Origin of the sequence: Paraburkholderia sp. Cy-641, from assembly GCF_011752945.1 — a bacterium.
Classification (GTDB): domain Bacteria; phylum Pseudomonadota; class Gammaproteobacteria; order Burkholderiales; family Burkholderiaceae; genus Paraburkholderia.
Window position 1 is genome coordinate 18591 of sequence record NZ_VWWM01000042.1, and the last position, 19579, is coordinate 38169.

Sequence of the window (19579 nt, forward strand, 5' to 3'; positions counted from 1 at the left end):
CGCCACGCGGCCAAGCCAGAAACCACGCGGCGCTTAGGGAGAAAGCTCTAACCGCCGCGTATGGTTTGTTTCAAACGTTCTCGTCATAATGAGCAGGCCTTTTATGGAGGAGCACATATGAAATTAAAACAGGCCGTAACGGGGATGGCAGTGCTAGCCTGCATGAGCACGGCAGCGCACGCGCAATCGGCCGGAAGCATTTACGTCACGACAGGCTGGTTCCACCTTGCGCCTCAGTCGAGCAGCGACCCGCTCACAGTGACCAGCATCGGCGGCAGCCCAACCAACATCACCCAGCCGAACACCGGCGCCTCGCTCAGTTCGGCCGACACCATCGGTTTCACCGCCGGCTACTTCATTACCGATCACATCGCCACCGAATTCGTTCTGGGTGTTCCGCCTACTTTCGACCTGTACGGCACGGGCAGCCTCGAACCGTTCGGCAAGATCGGGCAGGCGAAACAGTGGAGCCCGACGCTGCTGTTCAAGTACTACTTCAATGCGCCGACAACTTCGTTCCGGCCGTATCTCGGTGTCGGCGTAAGCCGTATCTGGTTCACGGGCGAGCAGATCACCAACAGCGCATTCGAAGCGAACGTTCTGCATGGTCCGACCAGCGTCTCCACGGATAGTTCGTGGGAACCTGTGTTTAATGCGGGCTTCACGTACGCGTTCAATCAGCACTGGTTCGCCGGCATGTCGATCTCGTACCTGCCGCTCAGCACGACCGCCAAGCTGAGCTCGGCAGCGGCTACGCCGGTCGGCACGCTGACAGTGCAATCGCAAACCAAGATCAAACTGAACCCGATCGTCACTTACGTCAACATCGGTTACCGTTTCTAACGCTTCGGAATATTAGGGGTCGTTCAGTTAGGGTAGTCGAATTTTCGGGGCATGGGTAACGCCGTCATCGATCCGATGGCGGCGCTTTCATGCGGCGAGCGCCGCGCGCTGCGGTGCGCCTCGCGCATTTGTAAATTTGACGTGAGTGCGCGCGAGCGCGTGCAATATCTGCTGACGATAAGCCCGCCTTCGCCGCGGTCCGGGCTCCCGACCGCCATGCGCCGAAGGTGCTCCGCGGTTTGGCACTGAAGTTGCGTTCCGGTGGCGTTTCCCGCATGGCAACAGTCATGCTGTGCGCGACTGCGCGCGGGACACTTTCCACTCATCGACGGAGCGACCATGACAGCACTTCCGAATACCAGAGACGCCCTCGGCGAATCCTGGACCAGCGCGAGCCGCCGCGCGCGGCGCATCGCCCGCCATAGCCGGCATGCGGCCGAAGACATCGCGGACGAATTGCGCACGCTGCTGTCGGAACTCGAATCGACGCTCGCGGACGGCACGCATGCCGATGCCGTGGCCTTGCGCGGCAAGCTCAACAAACGGCTCGACGAGGCGCGCACGCGCCTGAACGACACGCGCGACTCGATGCGCCAACGCGCCGGAGTCGCCATGGCGGATGCCGACACCTACGTGCGTGAAAACCCGTGGCAGACGATTGCGATCGTCGGCGGACTCGCGCTGCTTGCCGGCGCCTTGTTCGCGTCGCGCCTGCGTTGAGGGGACGCGCGCGCGCAATGCAGTGAGGCAGGCGCGCCCGGAGCCGTGCGGGGGATGAACCAATGGCAAGCCGGGCGAGCCTGCCTAGTAGCTATCGTCGATCACGAACAGCCGCTGATACTCCTTCACCGCGTAGCGATCCGTCATGCCCGCGATGTAATGCGAGATCAGACGTGGTTGCAGTGCCGCATCGGCCGACTGGTAAGCCGGCGGCAAAAGCCGCGGATCGTCGGTGAATGCGTCGAACAGGCCGACGACGACGCGACGCGCCTTGTTGGCCATGCGCATCACGCGGTAGTGACGGTACAGGTTTCTGAACAGAAAACGCTTCAGCACAGCGGCTTGCGCGGCGACCGCCTCGCTGTGCGCGACGAGTGGCGGCGAGCCGCGCACGTCGTCTAGCGACGCCGGCGCGTAACGCGCGAGATTCGAGCGGGTCGTCTCGATCAGATCGACGATCAGCGTATTGATGATGCGCCGCACCGTCTCGTGAATCAGCCGGCGCCCCTCGATGTGCGGAAAATCGCCGCGCGCCGCCGCGTAGTGCGTCTGCCATAGCTCCACTTCGGCAAGCTGCTCGATCGTGAGCAGGCCCGAGCGCAAGCCGTCGTCGACGTCGTGGTTGTTGTACGCGATTTCGTCGGCGACGTTGGCGATCTGCGCTTCGAGCGACGGCTGCCGTCCTTCGAGAAAGCGCTCGCCGAGCGCCCCCAGACGCCGCGCATTTTCACGCGAGCAATGCTTGAGAATGCCCTCGCGCGTCTCGAAGCAGAGGTTCAGGCCATTGAACGCGCCGTAGTGCTCTTCCAGTTCGTCGACGACCGCGAGGCTCTGCAGGTTGTGCTCGAAGCCGCCGTGCTCGCGCATGCATTCGTTCAGCGCATCCTGGCCCGCATGGCCGAACGGCGTATGGCCGAGATCGTGCGCCAGCGAAATCGCTTCGACGAGGTCTTCGTTGACACGCAGATTACGCGCAACCGAACGCGCGATCTGCGCGACTTCGAGGCTATGCGTGAGGCGCGTGCGAAACAGGTCGCCCTCGTGATTGACGAACACCTGGGTCTTGTATTCGAGCCGGCGGAATGCGGTCGAGTGAACGATGCGATCGCGGTCGCGCTGAAACTCGGTGCGCGCGCTCGGCGCGGCCTCAGGATAGCGGCGCCCGCGCGACTCGGCCGAGTGCGCCGCATACGGCGCGAGATGCGCTTCGAGTGCCTGCTGGGTCGGTGCGGTGACAGCGGTCGCATGCGCGCCGATGGTTGCGGTACTCGCTGTGTTCGCAGCGGCAGCGGCACGCGCCGCCGGTTCATGCTTGAGGTCGTCGCTGCGCCTGTCGGTCACCGGGTTCTCCGAAACATGGGCGGCCTCTCCTGACTCCGATGCGCGACGCGTGGCAGCCATGCCGCGGCGTGTTTAGACGGCGGCGGCCAGCGTCGCCTGCACCTCGGCGTCGGGCGCCCGGGTGATCAGCGTCTCACCGAAACGCTTCAGCAAAATGAATTTGATCGCGCCGCCCTCCGCTTTCTTGTCGACCTGCATCAGTTCGACATAGCGGTTGGCGCCGAGCGAGGGCGCGCGAGTGGGCAAATGCGCGCCGACGATTACGTCGACGAGACGCTTGCGCGACGCTTCGTCGAGATGGCCGAGACGCACCGACAGATCGGCCGCCATCACCATCCCGCAGCCAACCGCCTCGCCGTGCAGCCACTCGCCGTAGCCGAGCCCGGCTTCGATCGCATGGCCGAACGTATGGCCGAAGTTGAGGATCGCGCGCAATCCGCCTTCGCGCTCGTCCTGCGCAACCACCGACGCCTTGATCTCGCACGAGCGCTTGACCGCCTCGGCCAGCGCCTCGGGTTCGCAGCGGTTCAACGCTTCGATATTGGCTTCGATCCAGCCGAAGAAACCGGCGTCGGCAATCGCACCGGTCTTGATGACCTCGGCGATGCCCGCCGCCAGTTCGCGCGCGGGCAGGGTTCGCAATGCGCCGATGTCGGCGATCACGGCCTGCGGCTGGTAGAACGCGCCGATCATGTTCTTGCCGAGCGGATGGTTGATGCCGGTCTTGCCGCCTACCGACGAATCCACCTGCGACAGCAACGTGGTCGGCACCTGGATGAACGGCACGCCGCGCATGTAGCAGGCCGCGGCAAACCCGGTCATGTCGCCGATCACGCCGCCACCGAGGGCGATCAGCGTGGTCTTGCGGTCGGCGCGCGAGCCGAGCAGCGCGTCAAAGATCAGGTTCAGCGTTTCGAGATTCTTGTACGCTTCGCCGTCCGGCAAAACGACCGTGGACACCTGCTTGCCGAGCGGCGCGAGCGCCGCGCGCAGCTTGTCGCCATAGAGCGGATCGACGGTGGTATTGGTGACGATCGTGACCGAACTGCCGCCGATGTGCGGCGCGAACAGCGCGGTCTGTCCGATCAGGTCGGCACCGATATGGATGGGGTAGGCACGCTCGCCCAGTTCGACGTTGACGGTAATCATACGGTCCATTATGACGCAGGATGTTTGGCGACACCGGCCATCTCGAGCTGCATCAGAACCATGTTGACGAGTCCGTTGACCGAGGGCCGGCCGGTTTCAATCACGAAATGCGCGCACTCGCGGTAGAGCGGATCGCGCACTTCATAGAGCGCTTCGAGGCGCGCCTTGGGGTCTTCCGTTTGCAGCAGCGGACGATTCTTGTCGCGCCGCGTGCGTAGCCACAGGTCGTGCGGATTGGCGCGCAGGTAGATCACGAGGCCGCGGCTTTTCAGCGCTTCGCGGTTTTCCGGCCGCAGCACCGCGCCGCCGCCGGTCGCGAGCACGATATTGTCGCGCCCGGTGAGATCGGAGATCACGCCCGCTTCGCGGTCGCGAAAGCCCGCCTCGCCTTCCAGCTCGAAGATCGTCGGAATGCGCGCGCCCGTGCGAGCCTCGATTTCATGGTCGGAATCGAAGAACGGGCGCTCGAGACGGCGCGCAACCGCCCGACCCACGGTGGTTTTCCCTGCCCCCATGAGCCCTACGAAAAAAACATTGGCGTGTGCGTCCCGCGCTTGCAACGGTGTCCTCTGGCTAATCCGGTGTAGTTCGTGCCGCAGCTTACTGGCAAAGCGGCTGCCTTGTCGAGCCTGCGCACCGCCCGTGAACGGCAGCGGTGGCCTGCCTGACGCGCCCTAATTTTCGTGAACGACGCTCGGCGTGATGAAAACCGCCAGTTCGCTAAGCGAGTCACGGTGGGCCCGGTTGCGGAAAAGCGCGCCCAGAACCGGTATTTTGCCGAGAAAGGGCACCCGTTCCACGTCGTCCCGGTCGTCGGTCGCGTAAATTCCGCCTATCGACACCGTACCACCATCCTCGACCTCGACGCGCGTTTGCACGTGCTTGGTGTTGATCGCGGGCCCGGCGTCGGTCTGCTCGCCGACGCTGTCCTTCGCCACGTCGAGATCGAGCACGACGCGGCCGTCCGGCATGATCTGCGGCTCGACTTCCAGTTTCAGCGTGGCCCGGCGGAACTGCACGCCCGACACGCCCTGCCCGACCTTGGCCTGATACGGCAGCTCGGTGCCCTGCTCGACGATCGCCTTCATCCTGTCGGCGGTGACGACCCGCGGGCTCGAGACGATTTTCCCATGCCCCTCGGCCTCGAGCGCGGAGAGTTCGAGATTCAGCAGCCGCGTGGCGTGGGCCGCGAACAACGTGAGGCCCGCGGTGGCGGCATCGAAGCCCGAGACCGGCCGGGCGGACAGATCGAAGACGGTGCCGTCCGCGCCGCCGCCGAGGCCTCTTGCCGTGCCGTCCGCACTCGTGCCCGCGAGCGAGAGCTTCACGCCGAGATTGCGCGAAAAGCCATGGTCGCCCTCCACGATGCGCGCCTCGATCAGCACCTGGCGGGTCGGCCGGTCGACGGCCGCGATCAGCGCCGCGATCTGTTCGAGCCGCCCCGCGAGATCGGTCACGAACAGCAGGTTGGTGCGAGGATCGGCGGTCACGGCGCCGCGTTTGGAGAGCACGCGCTGGGTGCCGGAGCCGGTCAGCAGACGCCGCACGTCCTCGGCGTGCGCGTAGTGCAACTGGAACGTGCGGCTCGCGAGCGGTTCGAGATCGGCGGCCCGCGCGTGCGCTTCGAAGCGCTGCCGTTCGCGCGCGGCCAGCTCCGCGGCCGGCGCGACCCAGAGCACGTTGCCGTGCCGTTCCATCGACAGATTGTTGACGTCGAGCAACGTGTCGAACGCGGTGCGCCATGGCACCTTGTCGAGCCGCAGCGAAACGGCGCCGCGCACCTTGTCGCTCGCGACGATGTTCAGGCCGGTGAACTCGGCGAACGCTTTGAGCACGGCACCGAGTTCCGCGTGCTGGAAATTCAGCGAGATCGGTTTGTCGCCGGCCGGCAGACCGGCATCGGCGGCAGCGTTCGCTGCGTCGCTCAGGCGCGCGGGCGGCGGCAGCGGGACGGGTGGGCCTTCGAGCGTGCCGCCGGCGGTGTCGTCGCGCGCGGCTGCGGCGGATTGTTTCGGCGACGGGACGGCGCTGCCGGTGCTTGCCGTGTCGTCGGCGGAGTCGCTCAGGGATGCGTTTGGCGCATCGGCCGAGGGCGCGGCCGTTCCGGTAGCGTCCGCATCTTGCGCGGTGTTTTGCGTCGCGCTTTGTGCCGCGTTTTGTGCCGAACCGTCGCGAAACGGATTCGGCACCTCGCCGCCGCCACCGCTTGGCAACGGCGCCGTTCCGTATCCCGAATCCGCTGACGAATCCGTATCTTCGAGCGACATATAGGCCGGCAGCGGCGGCAACAATGGCGGTATCGAAGCCTGCGCGAGGTCTGCACCCACCGTGGCGTTGATGCAGAGGCCGAGGCAAAGACCGGCACTGCCGCTCCAGCCGCGCCCGATGCGCGACACGACCATGCCCCATCGCTTCACCCGATTCGTCATGACGCCTCCGTCAACGTGAGCGTGCGTGTCGCCGCGCCGTTCGCGAGCGTGATGCCGAGCGCGTCGAGCCGCGCGACACGCTCGGTGCCAAGCTGCTGCCCGGCCGTGACCGTGGTGGCGCCGTCCGGCGTATCGAGCAGTGCGAGCCCGTGCCCGCGATCGCTGAGCAGGCCGACCAGACGCAACGGTTCGGCATCGTCCGGTGCGCCGCTGGTGTACGTCGGCGGCTGCGCAAACGGATCGAAGAACACGAGCTCCTCGTCGTCTTCATCGGTCTCGTCCGGATCGAGGCTGGCATCGACGCTCGCGCCATCGCGCAGCCGAGCCGCGTCGGCCGCCACGGCCGGCCGCAGCGCCTCGAACACGCGCAACGTCGCGCTCACCGCGAGCGCCGTGCTGTCCTGCTTGACGGTCACGTCGACGGGAACGATCAGCACCGGCAATTGCGCGAGCCCATGAAAGAACGCCATCAGATGAACGAAGTCGCTGCGCGCCGTGAGTTGCAAAGGGCGCATGCGTTCGGCGCCGTCGCCGCTCGCGGCACCGGGTTCCACGGAGAGCAACGCCACGCCGTTCTGCGCGGCCAGTTCGGAAACGACGCGCACGTCGTCCGCCGAACCCCATGAGGCAGCAACCGGAGAGACAACCGGCAGCGCGGCCGCCTGACGGCGCAACGACGGCAATTGCGCGAGCGCGCGCCGCGCATCGGCGAGACGCTGCGTGCTGAGCGCGAGCGTCGCTCGGCTCGCGACCAGACCGCCAAGATCGGCGGCAATCCAGCCATACGCGCCGAGGCCAAACACGAGCAGCGCAAGCAGCGACGCGACCAGCCAGCGGCGACGCCGGCTCCACGCATCGAGCGGCACCCGCACACGCCTTATCCAGCGCGAAAGATCGAACGAGGCGTACGGCACGCCGCCCGCTTCGAAAAAGGTCGTGCTCATTTTTCACCTCCCGATTTTGCGGACTTCGCCCCGTGCGCCGCCGACGCCCCAGCCAGCAGCGTGTTTTTCGGCGGCGGCTCCCCCCAGCGCAAACGCGCGTCGAACTCGACTGGACCGCTTGCCGTCTTATCCGTCGCCGTATCCGCCGTCTTATTTGCCGCCTTATTTACCGTCTTATCCGTCGCCGCGCCGCCGCGCGTGGCCGGCCGATGCAGGTCGCGCATCTCCGCGCCCTGCACGCCGTGAACCGCCCCGACGCGTTTGAGCCATTCAGCCGACGCAACATGGCTGCGCGACGTCGCGAGCAACTCCGTCTCATACTCGCGCTGGCGCAACTGCCGCAGCACGACGCCGTCGCCGGGTTCGAAACTCAGCACTTCGAGCAGATCGAGCAGGTGCGCGAGCGGCACCGACAGGCTCGTTGCGCGCGCAGCGTCGTTGCGCTGCTCGTCCTGCGCTCGCCGCAGCTTCGCGTGCTCGGCGAGCGGCGCCGCAAGTTGCGCGAGCGCCTGTTCGGCCAACGCACGCCGTGCCTCGAGCCGCGTCTTTTCGACTGCCTGCCAGCCGGCAAATGCAAGTACGCCGGCCGCGCCGACGCACGCCGCCACCGCCCAGTCGCGCAGACAGCGCCGCCGCGCCAGCCGTGCATTGCGTTGCCGGTAAGGCAGCAGATTGAAACCGCCGAGCCACGGCTTCGCGAAGCGCGTCTCACGCGACGCGACCGGCGGCGTCGGCGGCAGCGATGGGCGCGCCGCCGGCCAGAACGGCAGGAACACAAACGAAAGGCCGCGCATCATTCGATCACCCCGCGCAGCGCGAGCCCGAACGCGACCGCGCCGGCCGGCTCGTACAGCAGTCCGTCGTCGAGCGGCCGCATGCGGCTGCCGAGCAGCGCGCATTCGAATGGCAGCACCGAGCAGCCGAGCACGTCGCCGATATCGGCCATCGAAAAGCCGACGCCATCGAGCAGATCGATCTCGCCGCCGACCAGCGCGCAATCGAACACCGGCCCGCGAACGAGGTCGCGCAGCGCATCCGCGAGATCGGTGTGCTCGGGCGCCGGGTAATGCATCTCGCCCTTGATCGCGCCGTCGACGACACGCCACCCGTACACGCCGTCCGTGCCGATCCACAGCGCCGCATACGGCTCGTGCGCATCGAGTTCCTGATCCGCTGCATAGCGCAGCGCGCGCAACGCCGCATGCGGCTCGCCGTCGATCGCGGTCAGCGAAATGCCCGCGGTCGCCGCGCATTCGATGCGCGCTTCGAGATGCTGGCGAGCGGTCGCCGCGATCGTCACCGAACGCACCGGCGCCGGCGTGTCGTCGACATACCAGTCGACCGCGAGCGCATGCCGCTCGATGCCGGCGATGCGCTCCGCCTCGCCCATCACCGCGGGCGCGAGTCCGGCAAGCGCGGGCCCGCCGTCCTCTTCCACGCAATGACTCTGCGCCGCGAGCTGTGCGAGCGGCACCGTGGTCGTGAGCGTCGCCGACGCGGGCACCGCCATCGAACATTGCAGCGCATGCGTCGCGCACAGCCGCGGCAGCCCCGCAAACGCATCGCGCAAGGCGCGCGCGATGGCTTGGCGGTCGGCGATCTCGGTGCCCGCCATCGCGCCAGCCGCCAGCGGCACCGTCTTCACATATTCGAGATGCAGCGCGCCATAGGCGCGCGCACGCTGACTCAGCACGACGAGCCGCACGCTTTGCGAACCGACGTCGATCCCGGCGGCGAAGCGCTGCCGCCCCGACTGCATCGCTTCAAGCCACGAATTTTTATATGCCATCAGGCCCTCCCTTTGACTCACGCGACGAACCATTCGAACGCGAGCAACGAGGGACCATTGTGGAGAGACACGGCTCCGAGCGACATTCAGCCAAATGGCCAACGTTGCGGCGAGGACGCCCCTCGCGGGATCAAAGCGACTACAGTGAAGCCATCTCCAGGCACGGCGCGCCGCCAGTTTTCACACTGCTTTCCAGACCATTCGTAAGCATGCCGAAAGCTGAGGAAGCGAGGCGGCTATAATCGCGGGACCGTTTTTTCGATACCCCTATGCAACCCACGTCTCCTACGTCCCCGCCGCCCGCGCCGCCAAAGCGCAAACGCCCGTTGTGGCTGAAGCTCGTCCTCGGCTTTGTGGGCCTGATCGTGGCGGGCGTCGTGTGCATGGCGCTGGTGCTCGGCTATGCGCTCGTGGTCGCCACGCCGAACCTTCCTTCGCTCGATGCGCTGACCGACTATCGTCCGAAAGTGCCGCTGCGCATCTACACGGCCGACCACGTGCTGATCGGCGAATTCGGCGCGGAACGGCGCGACATCGTGCATATCCAGGACGTGCCCGACAGCCTGAAGAACGCGATCCTCGCGATCGAGGACGCGCGCTTCTACGACCACGGCGGCGTCGATCTGACCGGCATCGCGCGCGCGGGCTTCGTCGCGCTGACCAACGGCCACGCGACGCAAGGCGCGAGCACGATCACGATGCAGGTCGCGCGCAACTTCTTCCTCTCCAGCGAGAAAACCTATACGCGCAAGATTTACGAGATGCTGCTCGCGTACAAGATCGAGTCGAAGCTGACGAAGGATCAGATTCTCGAGGTGTACATGAACCAGATCTATCTCGGTCAGCGCGCCTATGGTTTTGCGAGCGCCGCACGGGTGTACTTCGGCAAGGATCTCAAGGATCTGACGCTCGCCGAATCGGCGATGCTCGCGGGCTTGCCGAAAGCGCCGTCCGCGTATAACCCGGTCGTCAATCCGAAGCGCGCGAAGGTGCGGCAGGAGTACATCCTGCAGCGCATGTACGAGCTGCGCTACATCACCCAGCAGCAGTACGACGACGCGCGCGGCCAGCCGCTCGTCGTCAAGGGCATGGGGAAGGAGTACAGCGTGCACGCGGAGTACGTCGCGGAAATGGTGCGGCAGATGATGTACACGCAGTATCGCGAGGAAGCCTACACGCGCGGGCTGAACGTCGTGACCACGATCGACTCGGCCGATCAGGACGTCGCCTATCGCGCGCTGCGCAAGGGGCTGATGGACTACGAACGGCGGCACGGCTATCGCGGGCCGGAGGCGTTCATCGATCTGCCGTCCGATGCGCAGGAGCGCGAACAGGCGATCGACGACGCGCTCGTCGAGCATCCGGACAACGGCGAGATCATCGCGGCCGTCGTCACGGCGGCGAGTCCGAAGCAGGTGCAGGCGACGTTCATCGACGGCAACGTCGCGACGATCCAGGGCGACGGCCTGCGCTATGCGCAGTTCGCGCTCGGCCCGCGCGCGCAGCCGAATCAGCGCATCCGGCCCGGTGCGATCGTGCGGCTCGTGAAGAACGACGACGGCGACTGGTCGATCACGCAATTGCCGCAGGTGGAAGGCGCGTTTATTTCGGTGGTCCCGCAGGACGGCGCGATTCGTGCGCTGGTCGGCGGCTTCGACTTCAACAAGAACAAGTTCAATCACGTCACGCAGGCGTGGCGTCAGCCGGGGTCGAGCTTCAAGCCGTTCATCTATTCGGCGTCGCTCGAAAAGGGACTCGGGCCGGCCACGATCATCAACGACGCGCCGCTCTTTTTCAGCGCCGCCGAAACCGGCGGCCAGGCGTGGGAGCCGAAGAACTACGGCGGCGGCTTCGACGGTCCGATGACGATGCGCACCGCGCTGCAGAAGTCGAAGAACCTCGTGTCGATCCGCATCCTGAACCAGATCGGCACCAAGTACGCGCAGCAGTACATCACGCGCTTCGGCTTCGACGCCGAGCGTCACCCCGCCTATCTGCCGATGGCGCTCGGCGCGGGTCTCGTCACGCCGTTGCAGATGGCGGGCGCGTTCTCGGTGTTCGCCAACGGCGGCTACCGCATCAACCCGTATCTGATCGCCGAAGTCACCGATCAGCGCGGTGTCGTCGTCGCCCATGCGCAGCCGCTCGTGGCCGGACAAAGCGCGCCGTTCGCGATCCAGCCGCGCAACGCCTACGTGATGAACAGTCTGCTGCAAAGCGTCGCGCAGCGCGGCACCGGCGCGAAGAGCAACGCGCTCAAGCGCACCGATCTCGGCGGCAAGACCGGCACGACCAATGATTCGCGCGACGCGTGGTTCGCCGGTTATCAGCACACGCTCACGGCCATCGCATGGATCGGCTACGACAACCCGCGCAGTCTCGGCGACAAGGAAACCGGCGGCGGCCTCGCGCTGCCGGTGTGGATCGAGTACATGGGCCACGCACTGAAGGGCGTGCCCGAGTACAGGATGGCGCGCCCCGATGATGTCAGCGAAATCGGCTCGGAGCTTTATTTCGACGACTTCACGCCGGGGCACGGTTTCGTCGCGACGGTCGGCGTGAGCCAGGCCACGCTCGACGCCGGGGCGAGCGCCGCTTCCGCGGCCTCGGCGGCGCCCGAGCAGGTCGGCGAGCAGGAGAAGCAGGACATCATGAATCTGTTCCGCGGGCATTGAGCCGCGGACACCGAGGCTACGTCGCGAAGTTGCGTAGAACTCCCGCCGGAAAGCAAAAACCGCCGCGTTCGATGGCTCGATACGCGGCGGTTCTGTTTTGAGAGCGCCTCGGGCTTACTGCGCGGCGATCTGCACCGGCTCGCCGGCCTGCTCGGTCGCGTACTGCGAGAGCGCCGCGAAAAACTCCGCGCCGCTGCGCGTGTCGCGCCATTGCCCATCGACGAAACGGAAGTGAAAACCGCCCGCCTTCGCGGCGATCCAGATCTCGCTCATCGGCGGCTGAAGGTTGACGATGATCTTCGTGCGGTTCTCGAATTCGAGCGTCAGAACATTGCCGCTGCGCTCGGCTTCGATGTCGGCGCCGATGTCGTCGAGCGCGCTCTCGATGGCGGCCAGCACGGCTTCCGCACGGGTCAGGTAATCACTATCGGACATGCTAAACTCCATCGATTATTCATTCAGGGACAGTCATGCGAGTCGTATCTCGGATGCGCGCGGCGGCACCCGGCCGCGCGATTGTAGCGGTTTTAGCCATTTTCGCAGGTTGCGTGCTCGCCGGTTGCGGTCAACGCGGCTCGCTCTATCTGCCAACCGTGCCGCCCATGCCTGCCCCGCCGGCTCATCGCACGCAAACGCCGGCGCCGGATCAAACGCAACCGGCTAGCGGCAGCGCGGCCGACATGGGCTCGATCCCGGACACCTCGGGCACGCCGCTCACGCTGGCCCCCGAAGATCAGCTTGCCACGCCGCCCGCTTCGGCGGCTTCCGCTCCCGCCGTGCCGCTGCCCGCCTCTGCCGCTCCTTCCGTTCAATAAGACTTTCGCATGACTCGATCCGCATTTGACTACGTCGACGGCATATTGCACGCCGAAGACGTGTCCGCCGTTTCCCTCGCCGAGCAGTTCGGCACGCCGCTCTACGTTTATTCACGCGCCGCGCTCACCGCCACATGGAACGCCTACGCAGGCGCCTGCGCCGGACGCCGCGCGAGCGTGCACGTGGCCGTCAAGGCCAACAGCAATCTCGCGGTGCTGAACGTGTTCGCGCGCCTCGGCGCGGGCTTCGACATCGTCTCGGGCGGCGAACTGGCGCGCGTGCTGGCGGCGGGCGGCAAAGCGGAAAACACCGTGTTTTCGGGCGTCGGCAAGCAGGCGGGCGAAATGCGCGACGCGCTCGCGGCCGGCGTCAAATGCTTCAACGTCGAATCGATTCCCGAACTCGACCGCCTCAACACGGTGGCCGGCGAAATGGGCAAGAAAGCGCCGGTGTCGCTGCGCGTGAATCCCGACGTCGACGCGAAAACGCATCCGTATATTTCCACCGGACTCAAGAGCAACAAGTTCGGCGTCGCCTTCGAAGACGCGCGCGCCACGTACCGGGCGGCCGCGGCGATGGCGAATCTCGAGGTGGTCGGCATCGACTGCCATATCGGCTCGCAGATCACCGAAGTCGCGCCGTATCTCGACGCGATCGACAAACTGCTGGACCTCGTCGAGCAGATCGAGCAGGACGGCGTGACGATTCGCCATATCGACGTGGGCGGCGGTCTCGGCATCACCTACGACGACGAAACGCCGCCGGAAATCGGCATGTTCGTGCGCACGGTGCTCGATCGCATCGAAGCACGCGGCCACGGCCATCGCGAAGTGTATTTCGAGCCGGGCCGCTCGCTGGTCGGTAATGCGGGCGTGCTGCTCACGCGTCTCGAATTCCTGAAGCCGGGCGCGGACAAGAACTTCGCAATCGTCGACGCGGCGATGACCGATCTCGCGCGCCCCGCGATGTACGAGGCGTATCACGCGATCGACCCCGTCGTGAAGCGTGACGTGCCCGCGCAGGTGTACGACGTGGTCGGCCCGGTCTGCGAAAGCGGCGACTGGCTCGGCCGAGAACGGTTGCTCGCCGTCGAGCCGGGCGACCTGCTCGCGATCCGCTCGGCCGGCGCGTACGGCTTCGTGATGAGCTCGAACTACAACACGCGTGCACGCGCCGCCGAAGTGATGGTGGATGGTACACAGGCGCATGTGGTTCGCGCGCGTGAAGAGGTGCAGCAGCTGTTTGCGGGTGAGGCGATTTTGCCGGAGTAAACATCGATAAGCATCGGTCAGCATCGAAGAACGTCGAGCGCCGCACTGAAACCCGCGCGGGCCTCGACTCTTCGTGCAAGCAGCAAAAAGCAAAAAGGCGATGCCACTACGGCATCGCCTTTTTGCTATTGAACGCTATCGCCACCCAAGCAGCGTAAACCGAGCGCCCGCCGTCACCGTCGCCGCGTTTTCAGACTCCGCTCGCGCAGCCACACCACCAGACGCCAGCCGAGCAGCGCGATCATGATCGCGCCGTAAATCTTCGGCAGCAGCAGATCGTGCTTGCCGGCCTTCATCCACCAGAAGTGCAGGATCGCGAGCACGCCGATCGCGTAGATCGCGCGATGCAGCGTCTGCCAGCGACGCCCGAGCTTGCGCACCATCGCGCGCGGCGAGGTGGCCGCGAGCGCGATCAGCAGCACGAACGCCGCGAAGCCCACCGTGATGAACGGCCGCTTGCCGATGTCCTTCAGAATCGCCGCGAGATCGAACCACTTGTCGAACCAGAGGTAGGTGGTGAAATGCAGCGCCGCGTAGAAGAACGCATAAAGACCGAGCATGCGCCGCAAGCGCAGTAGCGCGGCGACACCGGTGAGGCGGCGCAGCGGCGTCACCGCCAGCGTGATGCAGAGGAACACGAGCGTCCACAGGCCCGTCGAGCGTGTGATGAACTCGATCGGATTCGCGCCGAGCCGGTCGGTCATGCCGAACAGCACGATGCGCGCGAGCGGATACAGCGCCGCGATGAACACCGCGACCTTGGCCGGCACGATCCAGCGCGCGCCGCCCACGGGCCGCTGCGCCGCCGACGCTTTCGCTCGCGCGGCCGAGGTCGCCCCTTGCGTCGCGGGTTCGTTCCGGGTGACGGATTGCGTCTCGGAAGTCATCGTCATCGCCGTCGCCTCAGAAATTCTTCTTCAGGTCCATGCCCTGATAGAGCGATGCGACCTGATCGCCGTAGCCGTTGAACATCAGCGTCTTGCGCTTCGGCGTGAAAAAACCGTCCTCGCCGATGCGCCGCTCGGTCGCCTGGCTCCAGCGCGGATGATCGACGTTCGGATTCACGTTCGAATAAAAGCCGTATTCGTTCGACGCATACGTGTTCCAGCTCGTCGGCGGCTGCTTCTCGACGAAGCGGATTTTCACGAGCGACTTCGCGCTCTTGAAGCCGTACTTCCACGGCACCACGACCCGCACCGGTGCGCCGTTCTGGTTCGGCAGCACCTGACCGTAGACGCCCATCGTCAGCAGCGTCAGCGGATGCATCGCTTCGTCCATGCGCAGGCCTTCGGAATAGGGCCAGTCGAGCACGGGCGTCGACAACCCCGGCATCTGCGACGGATCGGCAAGCGTGATGAACTGTACGTACTTCGCGTTGCCGGTCGGCTCGACGCGCTTGATCAGTTCCGACAGCGACACGCCGATCCACGGAATCACCATCGACCAGCCTTCGACGCAACGCAGCCGGTACACGCGTTCCTCGAGCGGCGCGAGCTTCAGCAATTCGTCGATGTCGTACACCTTCGGGTTCTTGATCGCCCCCTCGACGCTCACCTTCCACGGGTGCGGGCGCAGCGTGCCCGCGTTCTGCGCGGGATCGGATTTGTCGGTGCCGAACTCGTAGAAGTTGTTGTAGGTCGTGATGTCCTTGTACGGCGTGATCTTGTCCAGCGCGACGAACTTCGTGTTCGTTTTCGCCGCGAGTTTCTGCGCCTTCGGGTCCGGTGACGAGTACGTCGCAAGTGCCTCTCCGCTCACGCCGATCAGGCTGCCGAGCGCCATCGCGCCCGCCGCCTGCAGAATGCGCCGCCGGTTCTCGAAGACATGCCGCGGCGTGATTTCGCTGCGCGCGATGTCATCGCCGGTCAGTTGAATGCTGTCGCTTCGCTTGATCCACATGGTGCTGCTCCTTGCTGCCCCGCCGCGTCGCGCGCGTCGCAGGGCCGTATTGATGATCGCCCGTTCGGGGGCATCTGTCATCCGCGGTATTGACGCCAATCCCCGCGCCGGTACTGGCGCAGGCACTCGAACGGCAAACGTCTGGATGCAGCGGATATTCCGTCCGCCATGAAAAAACCGCCGGTGACCAGGCACTCGGCGGTTTTTAGTCGGTGCAGCGCGGCCGATCTTACAGCTTGCCGTAACTATGCAAGCCCGACAGGAACATGTTCACGCCGAGGAATGCGAACGTCGTGACCAGCAGGCCGGTCAGCGCCCACCATGCGGCCACCGCGCCGCGCAGGCCTTTCATCAGACGCATATGCAGCCACGCCGCGTAGTTCAGCCAGACGATCAGCGCCCACGTTTCCTTCGGGTCCCAGCTCCAGTAGCCGCCCCACGCTTCGGCGGCCCATAGCGCGCCGAGAATCGTCGCGATCGTGAAGAACGCGAAACCGACCGCGATCGACTTGTACATCACGTCGTCGAGCACCTCGAGCTCGGGCAGACGATCCGCGAGTATGCCGCGTTCCTTCGCCAGATACGCGACGCCGACCATCGCCGACAGCGCGAAGCTGCCGTAGCCGATGAAGTTCGCCGGCACGTGAATCTTCATCCACCAGCTTTGCAGCGCCGGCACGAGCGGCTGGATCTGCTGCGCATCGCGTGCGACCGAATACCACATCAGGAAGCCGACCGCCGCGCTGATCACGAGCAGCACGAATGCGCCGAGCGCACGCGTGTTGTAGTGCTGCTCGTAGTACAGATAGAACAGCGCCGTAATCAGGCTGAACAGCACGAACACTTCATAGAGGTTCGAGATCGGAATATGGCCGACATCCGCGCCGATCAGGTACGACTCGTACCAGCGCACCATCATGCCGACGAAGCCCATCAGCACAGCCGCCCACGTCATTTTCGAGCCGATCGCGGCGCCGGTCGGCGAGCGCGACAGCAGCGCGATCCAGTAGAACACGGTTGCAAATACGAACAGCGCGCTCATCCACAGGATCGCGGACTGGCTCGACAGGAAGTATTTGAGGAAGAACGCGTTGTCGGCGCGGCTCAGATCGCCGTGATAGATCTGGATTGCGAACAGCGACAGCGCGGCGATCCCCACCATCAGCGGACGCACCGGCTTCCAGCGCCAGCCGAGCACGACGAAAACCGGCACCGAGCACACCAGCACCAGCTTGTCGTAGTAATTCATGAACGGGTGATAGCGCGACAGCGCGAACCCGGCGCCCCCGACGAGCACCAGCGCGAACAGCCAGTCGACGATACCGAGCCGTTTCAGGAACGGCCGTTCGTCGTAGTACGGAAGCTGTTCGGGCGTGCCGCCCGCGAACGCCTTGTCGGCACGCGCGGCGGAAGCGGGAGAAGAAGCGGATGAGGAAACGTGAGTCAAGTCCATGATCTTACCGGGTCGAATCCTGTGAGCTTGGCGCGCCGGCCTGAGCGGACGGGCCGGCGTCGGCTGCTGCGCTGAGTTTCGCGCCCAGTGCGGCGCCAACGGCGTCGCGCGTCTGGACGAACTCCTTTTCGAAGTCGAGCGTCTTGCGCGCACTCGACATCGCCATCACGACGTTCGTGCCGTGTTCGGTATCCTTGAGCCAGAACCACAGACGCCGTTCGCGGACATAGAACATCGAAAAGATGCCCAACACGAGAAGCAGGCTGCCAAGATACACGACTTTTTTGCCAGGTGCGCGCGTCAACTGAAATACCGAAGCTTGCACCTGCTTGAATGAGTCAAGCTGCAAATAGACGGGCGATCCATATAGAAAGCTGTCGGATATCGCGTTGAGCGAACTCTGGATGAAGCGGCTCGAGTCCGCGTTGGCCGGCGCGGCGGGCTCGCCGAGTTGCTGGCGCGACAGTTGCCACAAGTCCCACGTCACGCCTTCGAGCATGCGCAGCAGCAGGCTCGCAGCCTTTTCCTGCTCGCCCTTCGGCACCGAATGGTCGATAAAACCGGCGATCGCCTGGAAACCGCCGGGCGTTTCGCCATTCGGCATCTTCAGGCTGCTGTCGGCGCCCGCAAAAAGGGTCAGCACGCGCAGCGCGCTTTCCTCGAGATGTTGCTGCAGTTCGGCATTCGAGCCCGGCACCGAGCGCAGCGCGAACTGGTGCGCGGCCGTGGCGCGTTTCGCGGGGTCTTCGAGCGTCGCGCGCAGGCCCATCCACTCCTTGAGCGTGCCGCCACTGTCGGCCGGAATGCGCAGGTAGCGGAACGGGTCGTCGGGGTTCAGGCGCATGCCGGCGAGGAACATCTTTTCGCCGTTCACGTCGACCGGCAGCATGTAATTGTTGTACTCGCGCGCCTGGCCATCCTTGCCGCGAATCTTGTACTGCACCGACGGGCCGACGTTGTGCAGATCGAGCGGCTTCGAGGTCTTCGCGCCGGAGCCGAGGCGCTCGTCGAACGCTTCCTTCAGCGAGTGATGCGCGGCGACGCCGCGCGCGTCGTTCTGGCCGCTGCCGTTCGAGATGTTTTCGACGTTGATCGCGCGGAAGTCGGTGAACTCGACGGTCTGCCCATCCGCGAGCGGCGTGGCCGTGCTCAGCGGCGCGCTGCCACCGATCGTGCCGCCGAACGGCGCGGTCTTCGCGCTCGGCCCCGACATCGGGTAGGCGGTCATCTGCATCTGCGAGCCGCCGTCCTGGAAGCTCGACTGATAGATCGACACGCCGTCGTATTCGAACGGCTTGTTGACCTCGACGCGCGCCGGCACGCGCGCGCCGGTCTTGTGATCGATCACGACGATGTCGCTTGCGAACAGCTTCGGCATGCCGGTCGAGTAGTAATCGACGATGAACTTGTTCAGCTCGATCGAAAACGGCAGGTCCTGGATCAGCGAGCCGTTGGGCTGGTTCAGGATCGCCGTCGACACGTGCTGCCCTTCGGGGACCCACGCGTAGCCGCGGAACGTCGGGTTCGATTGCGACAGCCGATGCTCGGGCGGAATCTCGTTGATGACCGTGTTCGAGTTGATCGGCGACTTGTCGAACAGCCACATCTGCAGCTTGATCGGCAGGTTGCTGTCGAGCAGGCCGCCGAGGCAGATCACGACGATCGCGAGGTGCGCGGAAATGTAGCCGAACTTCGTCAGCGCGCCGCGCTTCGCGGCGATCAGCGTCGCGCCTTCCGACTCGCGCGTGACGAACTTGTAGCCGAGTTTCGCCGAGAGCCTGGCGAGCACCGCCGAGGTCTGCGCGCGCGTGCCGTGCACCGCGAACTCGCCCTTGTGATGAAACGCACGCAGGCTGCCTTCGCGGACCTTGTCCTTCCAGCTCTTCGCGTCGGCGAGCATCTTCGGCGCATTGCGGATCACGCACAGCGACACCGACACCATCAGGAAGCCGAGAATCAGCATGAACCACCACGAGCTGTACACCGTGTAAAGGCTCAGCGCGCGGAAGATGTCCGCCCAGAACGGGCCGAACTGGTTGACGTAGTTGGGATACGGATCGTCCTGCGTGAGGACGGTGCCGATGATGCTGGCGATCGACAGAATCACGAGCAGTGCAATGGCGAAACGCATCGAGCTCAGAAGCTCGACGGTACTGCGCAAGACGCGATTGCTCGACTTCGACTGCAGACCCGACGTGGTGACGCTCATTCAAACTCCGACTGAACAGCAAAAAAGGGTGCAGGGCTATC

Annotated in this window: 17 protein-coding genes; 5 read left to right on the forward strand and 12 right to left on the reverse strand. The window is 65.3% G+C overall.

Annotated features, from left to right (window positions below):
• Positions 1-117: 117 nt before the first annotated feature.
• Together F3J20_RS21580 and F3J20_RS21585 are read left to right on the forward strand one after the other, a co-directional pair.
• The gene (locus F3J20_RS21580) at positions 118-843 is read left to right on the forward strand and encodes an OmpW family outer membrane protein (protein ID WP_167045504.1); all 726 of its coding nucleotides are present in this window, start codon (positions 118-120) and stop codon (positions 841-843) included.
• A gap of 339 nt (positions 844-1182) precedes the next feature.
• Positions 1183-1563, forward strand: a complete 381-nt coding sequence (locus tag F3J20_RS21585) for a DUF883 family protein (protein WP_167045501.1) — start codon at positions 1183-1185, stop codon at positions 1561-1563.
• An 84-nt stretch (positions 1564-1647) separates the two neighbouring features.
• On the opposite strand, the gene F3J20_RS21590 is transcribed toward F3J20_RS21585, so the two are convergent.
• The 7 genes from F3J20_RS21590 to pilM form a co-directional block, all read right to left on the reverse strand.
• On the reverse strand, positions 1648-2904 hold the full coding sequence (locus F3J20_RS21590) for a deoxyguanosinetriphosphate triphosphohydrolase (protein ID WP_167284470.1): 1257 nt from the start codon (positions 2902-2904) through the stop codon (positions 1648-1650).
• 72 nt (positions 2905-2976) lie between these two features.
• Positions 2977-4062, reverse strand: a complete 1086-nt coding sequence (gene aroB, locus F3J20_RS21595) for a 3-dehydroquinate synthase (RefSeq protein ID WP_167284471.1) — start codon at positions 4060-4062, stop codon at positions 2977-2979.
• The gene (locus F3J20_RS21600; RefSeq protein WP_167045492.1) at positions 4062-4613 is read right to left on the reverse strand and encodes a shikimate kinase; all 552 of its coding nucleotides are present in this window, start codon (positions 4611-4613) and stop codon (positions 4062-4064) included. Before F3J20_RS21600 ends, aroB begins: the two co-directional genes overlap by 1 nt.
• 114 nt (positions 4614-4727) lie before the next feature.
• Complete coding sequence (gene pilQ, locus F3J20_RS21605) at positions 4728-6455, reverse strand: type IV pilus secretin PilQ (protein WP_240162860.1); 1728 nt, start codon at positions 6453-6455, stop codon at positions 4728-4730.
• A gap of 23 nt (positions 6456-6478) precedes the next feature.
• Positions 6479-7426, reverse strand: a complete 948-nt coding sequence (locus tag F3J20_RS21610) for a hypothetical protein (protein ID WP_167284473.1) — start codon at positions 7424-7426, stop codon at positions 6479-6481.
• Positions 7423-8223 (reverse strand): fimbrial assembly protein, encoded by an 801-nt coding sequence (locus tag F3J20_RS21615; RefSeq protein WP_240162859.1) that lies wholly within the window; start codon positions 8221-8223, stop codon positions 7423-7425. The genes F3J20_RS21610 and F3J20_RS21615 overlap by 4 nt, the downstream gene beginning before the upstream one ends.
• Positions 8220-9215: a pilus assembly protein PilM gene (gene pilM, locus F3J20_RS21620; protein ID WP_167284474.1), complete on the reverse strand. Its 996-nt coding sequence runs from the start codon at positions 9213-9215 to the stop codon at positions 8220-8222. Before pilM ends, F3J20_RS21615 begins: the two co-directional genes overlap by 4 nt.
• A gap of 269 nt (positions 9216-9484) precedes the next feature.
• On the opposite strand from pilM, the gene F3J20_RS21625 reads away from it, so the two are divergent.
• The gene (locus F3J20_RS21625; RefSeq protein ID WP_167284475.1) at positions 9485-11890 is read left to right on the forward strand and encodes a penicillin-binding protein 1A; all 2406 of its coding nucleotides are present in this window, start codon (positions 9485-9487) and stop codon (positions 11888-11890) included.
• A 114-nt stretch (positions 11891-12004) separates the two neighbouring features.
• On the opposite strand, the gene cyaY is transcribed toward F3J20_RS21625, so the two are convergent.
• Complete coding sequence (cyaY, locus tag F3J20_RS21630; protein WP_167045480.1) at positions 12005-12325, reverse strand: iron donor protein CyaY; 321 nt, start codon at positions 12323-12325, stop codon at positions 12005-12007.
• A 35-nt stretch (positions 12326-12360) separates the two neighbouring features.
• Between cyaY and F3J20_RS21635 the strand changes: the two genes are divergently transcribed.
• Both F3J20_RS21635 and lysA read left to right on the forward strand, forming a co-directional pair.
• Positions 12361-12705, forward strand: coding sequence for a lipoprotein (locus F3J20_RS21635; protein ID WP_167045477.1), 345 nt, complete (start codon positions 12361-12363; stop codon positions 12703-12705).
• A gap of 9 nt (positions 12706-12714) precedes the next feature.
• Positions 12715-13977, forward strand: coding sequence for a diaminopimelate decarboxylase (gene lysA / locus F3J20_RS21640; RefSeq protein ID WP_167284476.1), 1263 nt, complete (start codon positions 12715-12717; stop codon positions 13975-13977).
• A gap of 173 nt (positions 13978-14150) precedes the next feature.
• On the opposite strand, the gene msrQ is transcribed toward lysA, so the two are convergent.
• The 4 genes from msrQ to F3J20_RS21660 form a co-directional block, all read right to left on the reverse strand.
• Positions 14151-14864: a protein-methionine-sulfoxide reductase heme-binding subunit MsrQ gene (msrQ, locus tag F3J20_RS21645; protein WP_205193123.1), complete on the reverse strand. Its 714-nt coding sequence runs from the start codon at positions 14862-14864 to the stop codon at positions 14151-14153.
• A gap of 16 nt (positions 14865-14880) precedes the next feature.
• On the reverse strand, positions 14881-15876 hold the full coding sequence (gene msrP, locus F3J20_RS21650; protein WP_167045468.1) for a protein-methionine-sulfoxide reductase catalytic subunit MsrP: 996 nt from the start codon (positions 15874-15876) through the stop codon (positions 14881-14883).
• A 229-nt stretch (positions 15877-16105) separates the two neighbouring features.
• Positions 16106-17329, reverse strand: coding sequence for a c-type cytochrome biogenesis protein CcsB (ccsB, locus tag F3J20_RS21655; protein WP_167045465.1), 1224 nt, complete (start codon positions 17327-17329; stop codon positions 16106-16108).
• A 4-nt stretch (positions 17330-17333) separates the two neighbouring features.
• A complete protein-coding gene (locus tag F3J20_RS21660; RefSeq protein ID WP_167284477.1) occupies positions 17334-19538 on the reverse strand; it encodes a cytochrome c biogenesis protein ResB in 2205 nt (734 codons plus the stop codon).
• Between the last annotated feature and the right edge of the window lie 41 nt (positions 19539-19579).

Excerpts from the sequence above, each read along its gene's own strand:
- F3J20_RS21580 (WP_167045504.1), top strand. The coding sequence starts at position 118 with ATGAAATTAAAACAGGCCGTAACGGGGATGGCAGTGCTAGCCTGCATG.
- F3J20_RS21585 (WP_167045501.1), top strand. The coding sequence starts at position 1,183 with ATGACAGCACTTCCGAATACCAGAGACGCCCTCGGCGAATCCTGGACC.
- aroB (WP_167284471.1), bottom strand. The coding sequence starts at position 4,062 with ATGGACCGTATGATTACCGTCAACGTCGAACTGGGCGAGCGTGCCTAC.
- pilQ (WP_240162860.1), bottom strand. The coding sequence starts at position 6,455 with ATGGTCGTGTCGCGCATCGGGCGCGGCTGGAGCGGCAGTGCCGGTCTT.
- F3J20_RS21610 (WP_167284473.1), bottom strand. The coding sequence starts at position 7,426 with ATGAGCACGACCTTTTTCGAAGCGGGCGGCGTGCCGTACGCCTCGTTC.
- F3J20_RS21615 (WP_240162859.1), bottom strand. The coding sequence starts at position 8,223 with ATGATGCGCGGCCTTTCGTTTGTGTTCCTGCCGTTCTGGCCGGCGGCG.
- pilM (WP_167284474.1), bottom strand. The coding sequence starts at position 9,215 with ATGGCATATAAAAATTCGTGGCTTGAAGCGATGCAGTCGGGGCGGCAG.
- F3J20_RS21625 (WP_167284475.1), top strand. The coding sequence starts at position 9,485 with ATGCAACCCACGTCTCCTACGTCCCCGCCGCCCGCGCCGCCAAAGCGC.
- cyaY (WP_167045480.1), bottom strand. The coding sequence starts at position 12,325 with ATGTCCGATAGTGATTACCTGACCCGTGCGGAAGCCGTGCTGGCCGCC.
- F3J20_RS21635 (WP_167045477.1), top strand. The coding sequence starts at position 12,361 with ATGCGAGTCGTATCTCGGATGCGCGCGGCGGCACCCGGCCGCGCGATT.
- lysA (WP_167284476.1), top strand. The coding sequence starts at position 12,715 with ATGACTCGATCCGCATTTGACTACGTCGACGGCATATTGCACGCCGAA.
- msrQ (WP_205193123.1), bottom strand. The coding sequence starts at position 14,864 with ATGACTTCCGAGACGCAATCCGTCACCCGGAACGAACCCGCGACGCAA.
- msrP (WP_167045468.1), bottom strand. The coding sequence starts at position 15,876 with ATGTGGATCAAGCGAAGCGACAGCATTCAACTGACCGGCGATGACATC.
- ccsB (WP_167045465.1), bottom strand. The coding sequence starts at position 17,329 with ATGGACTTGACTCACGTTTCCTCATCCGCTTCTTCTCCCGCTTCCGCC.
- F3J20_RS21660 (WP_167284477.1), bottom strand. The coding sequence starts at position 19,538 with ATGAGCGTCACCACGTCGGGTCTGCAGTCGAAGTCGAGCAATCGCGTC.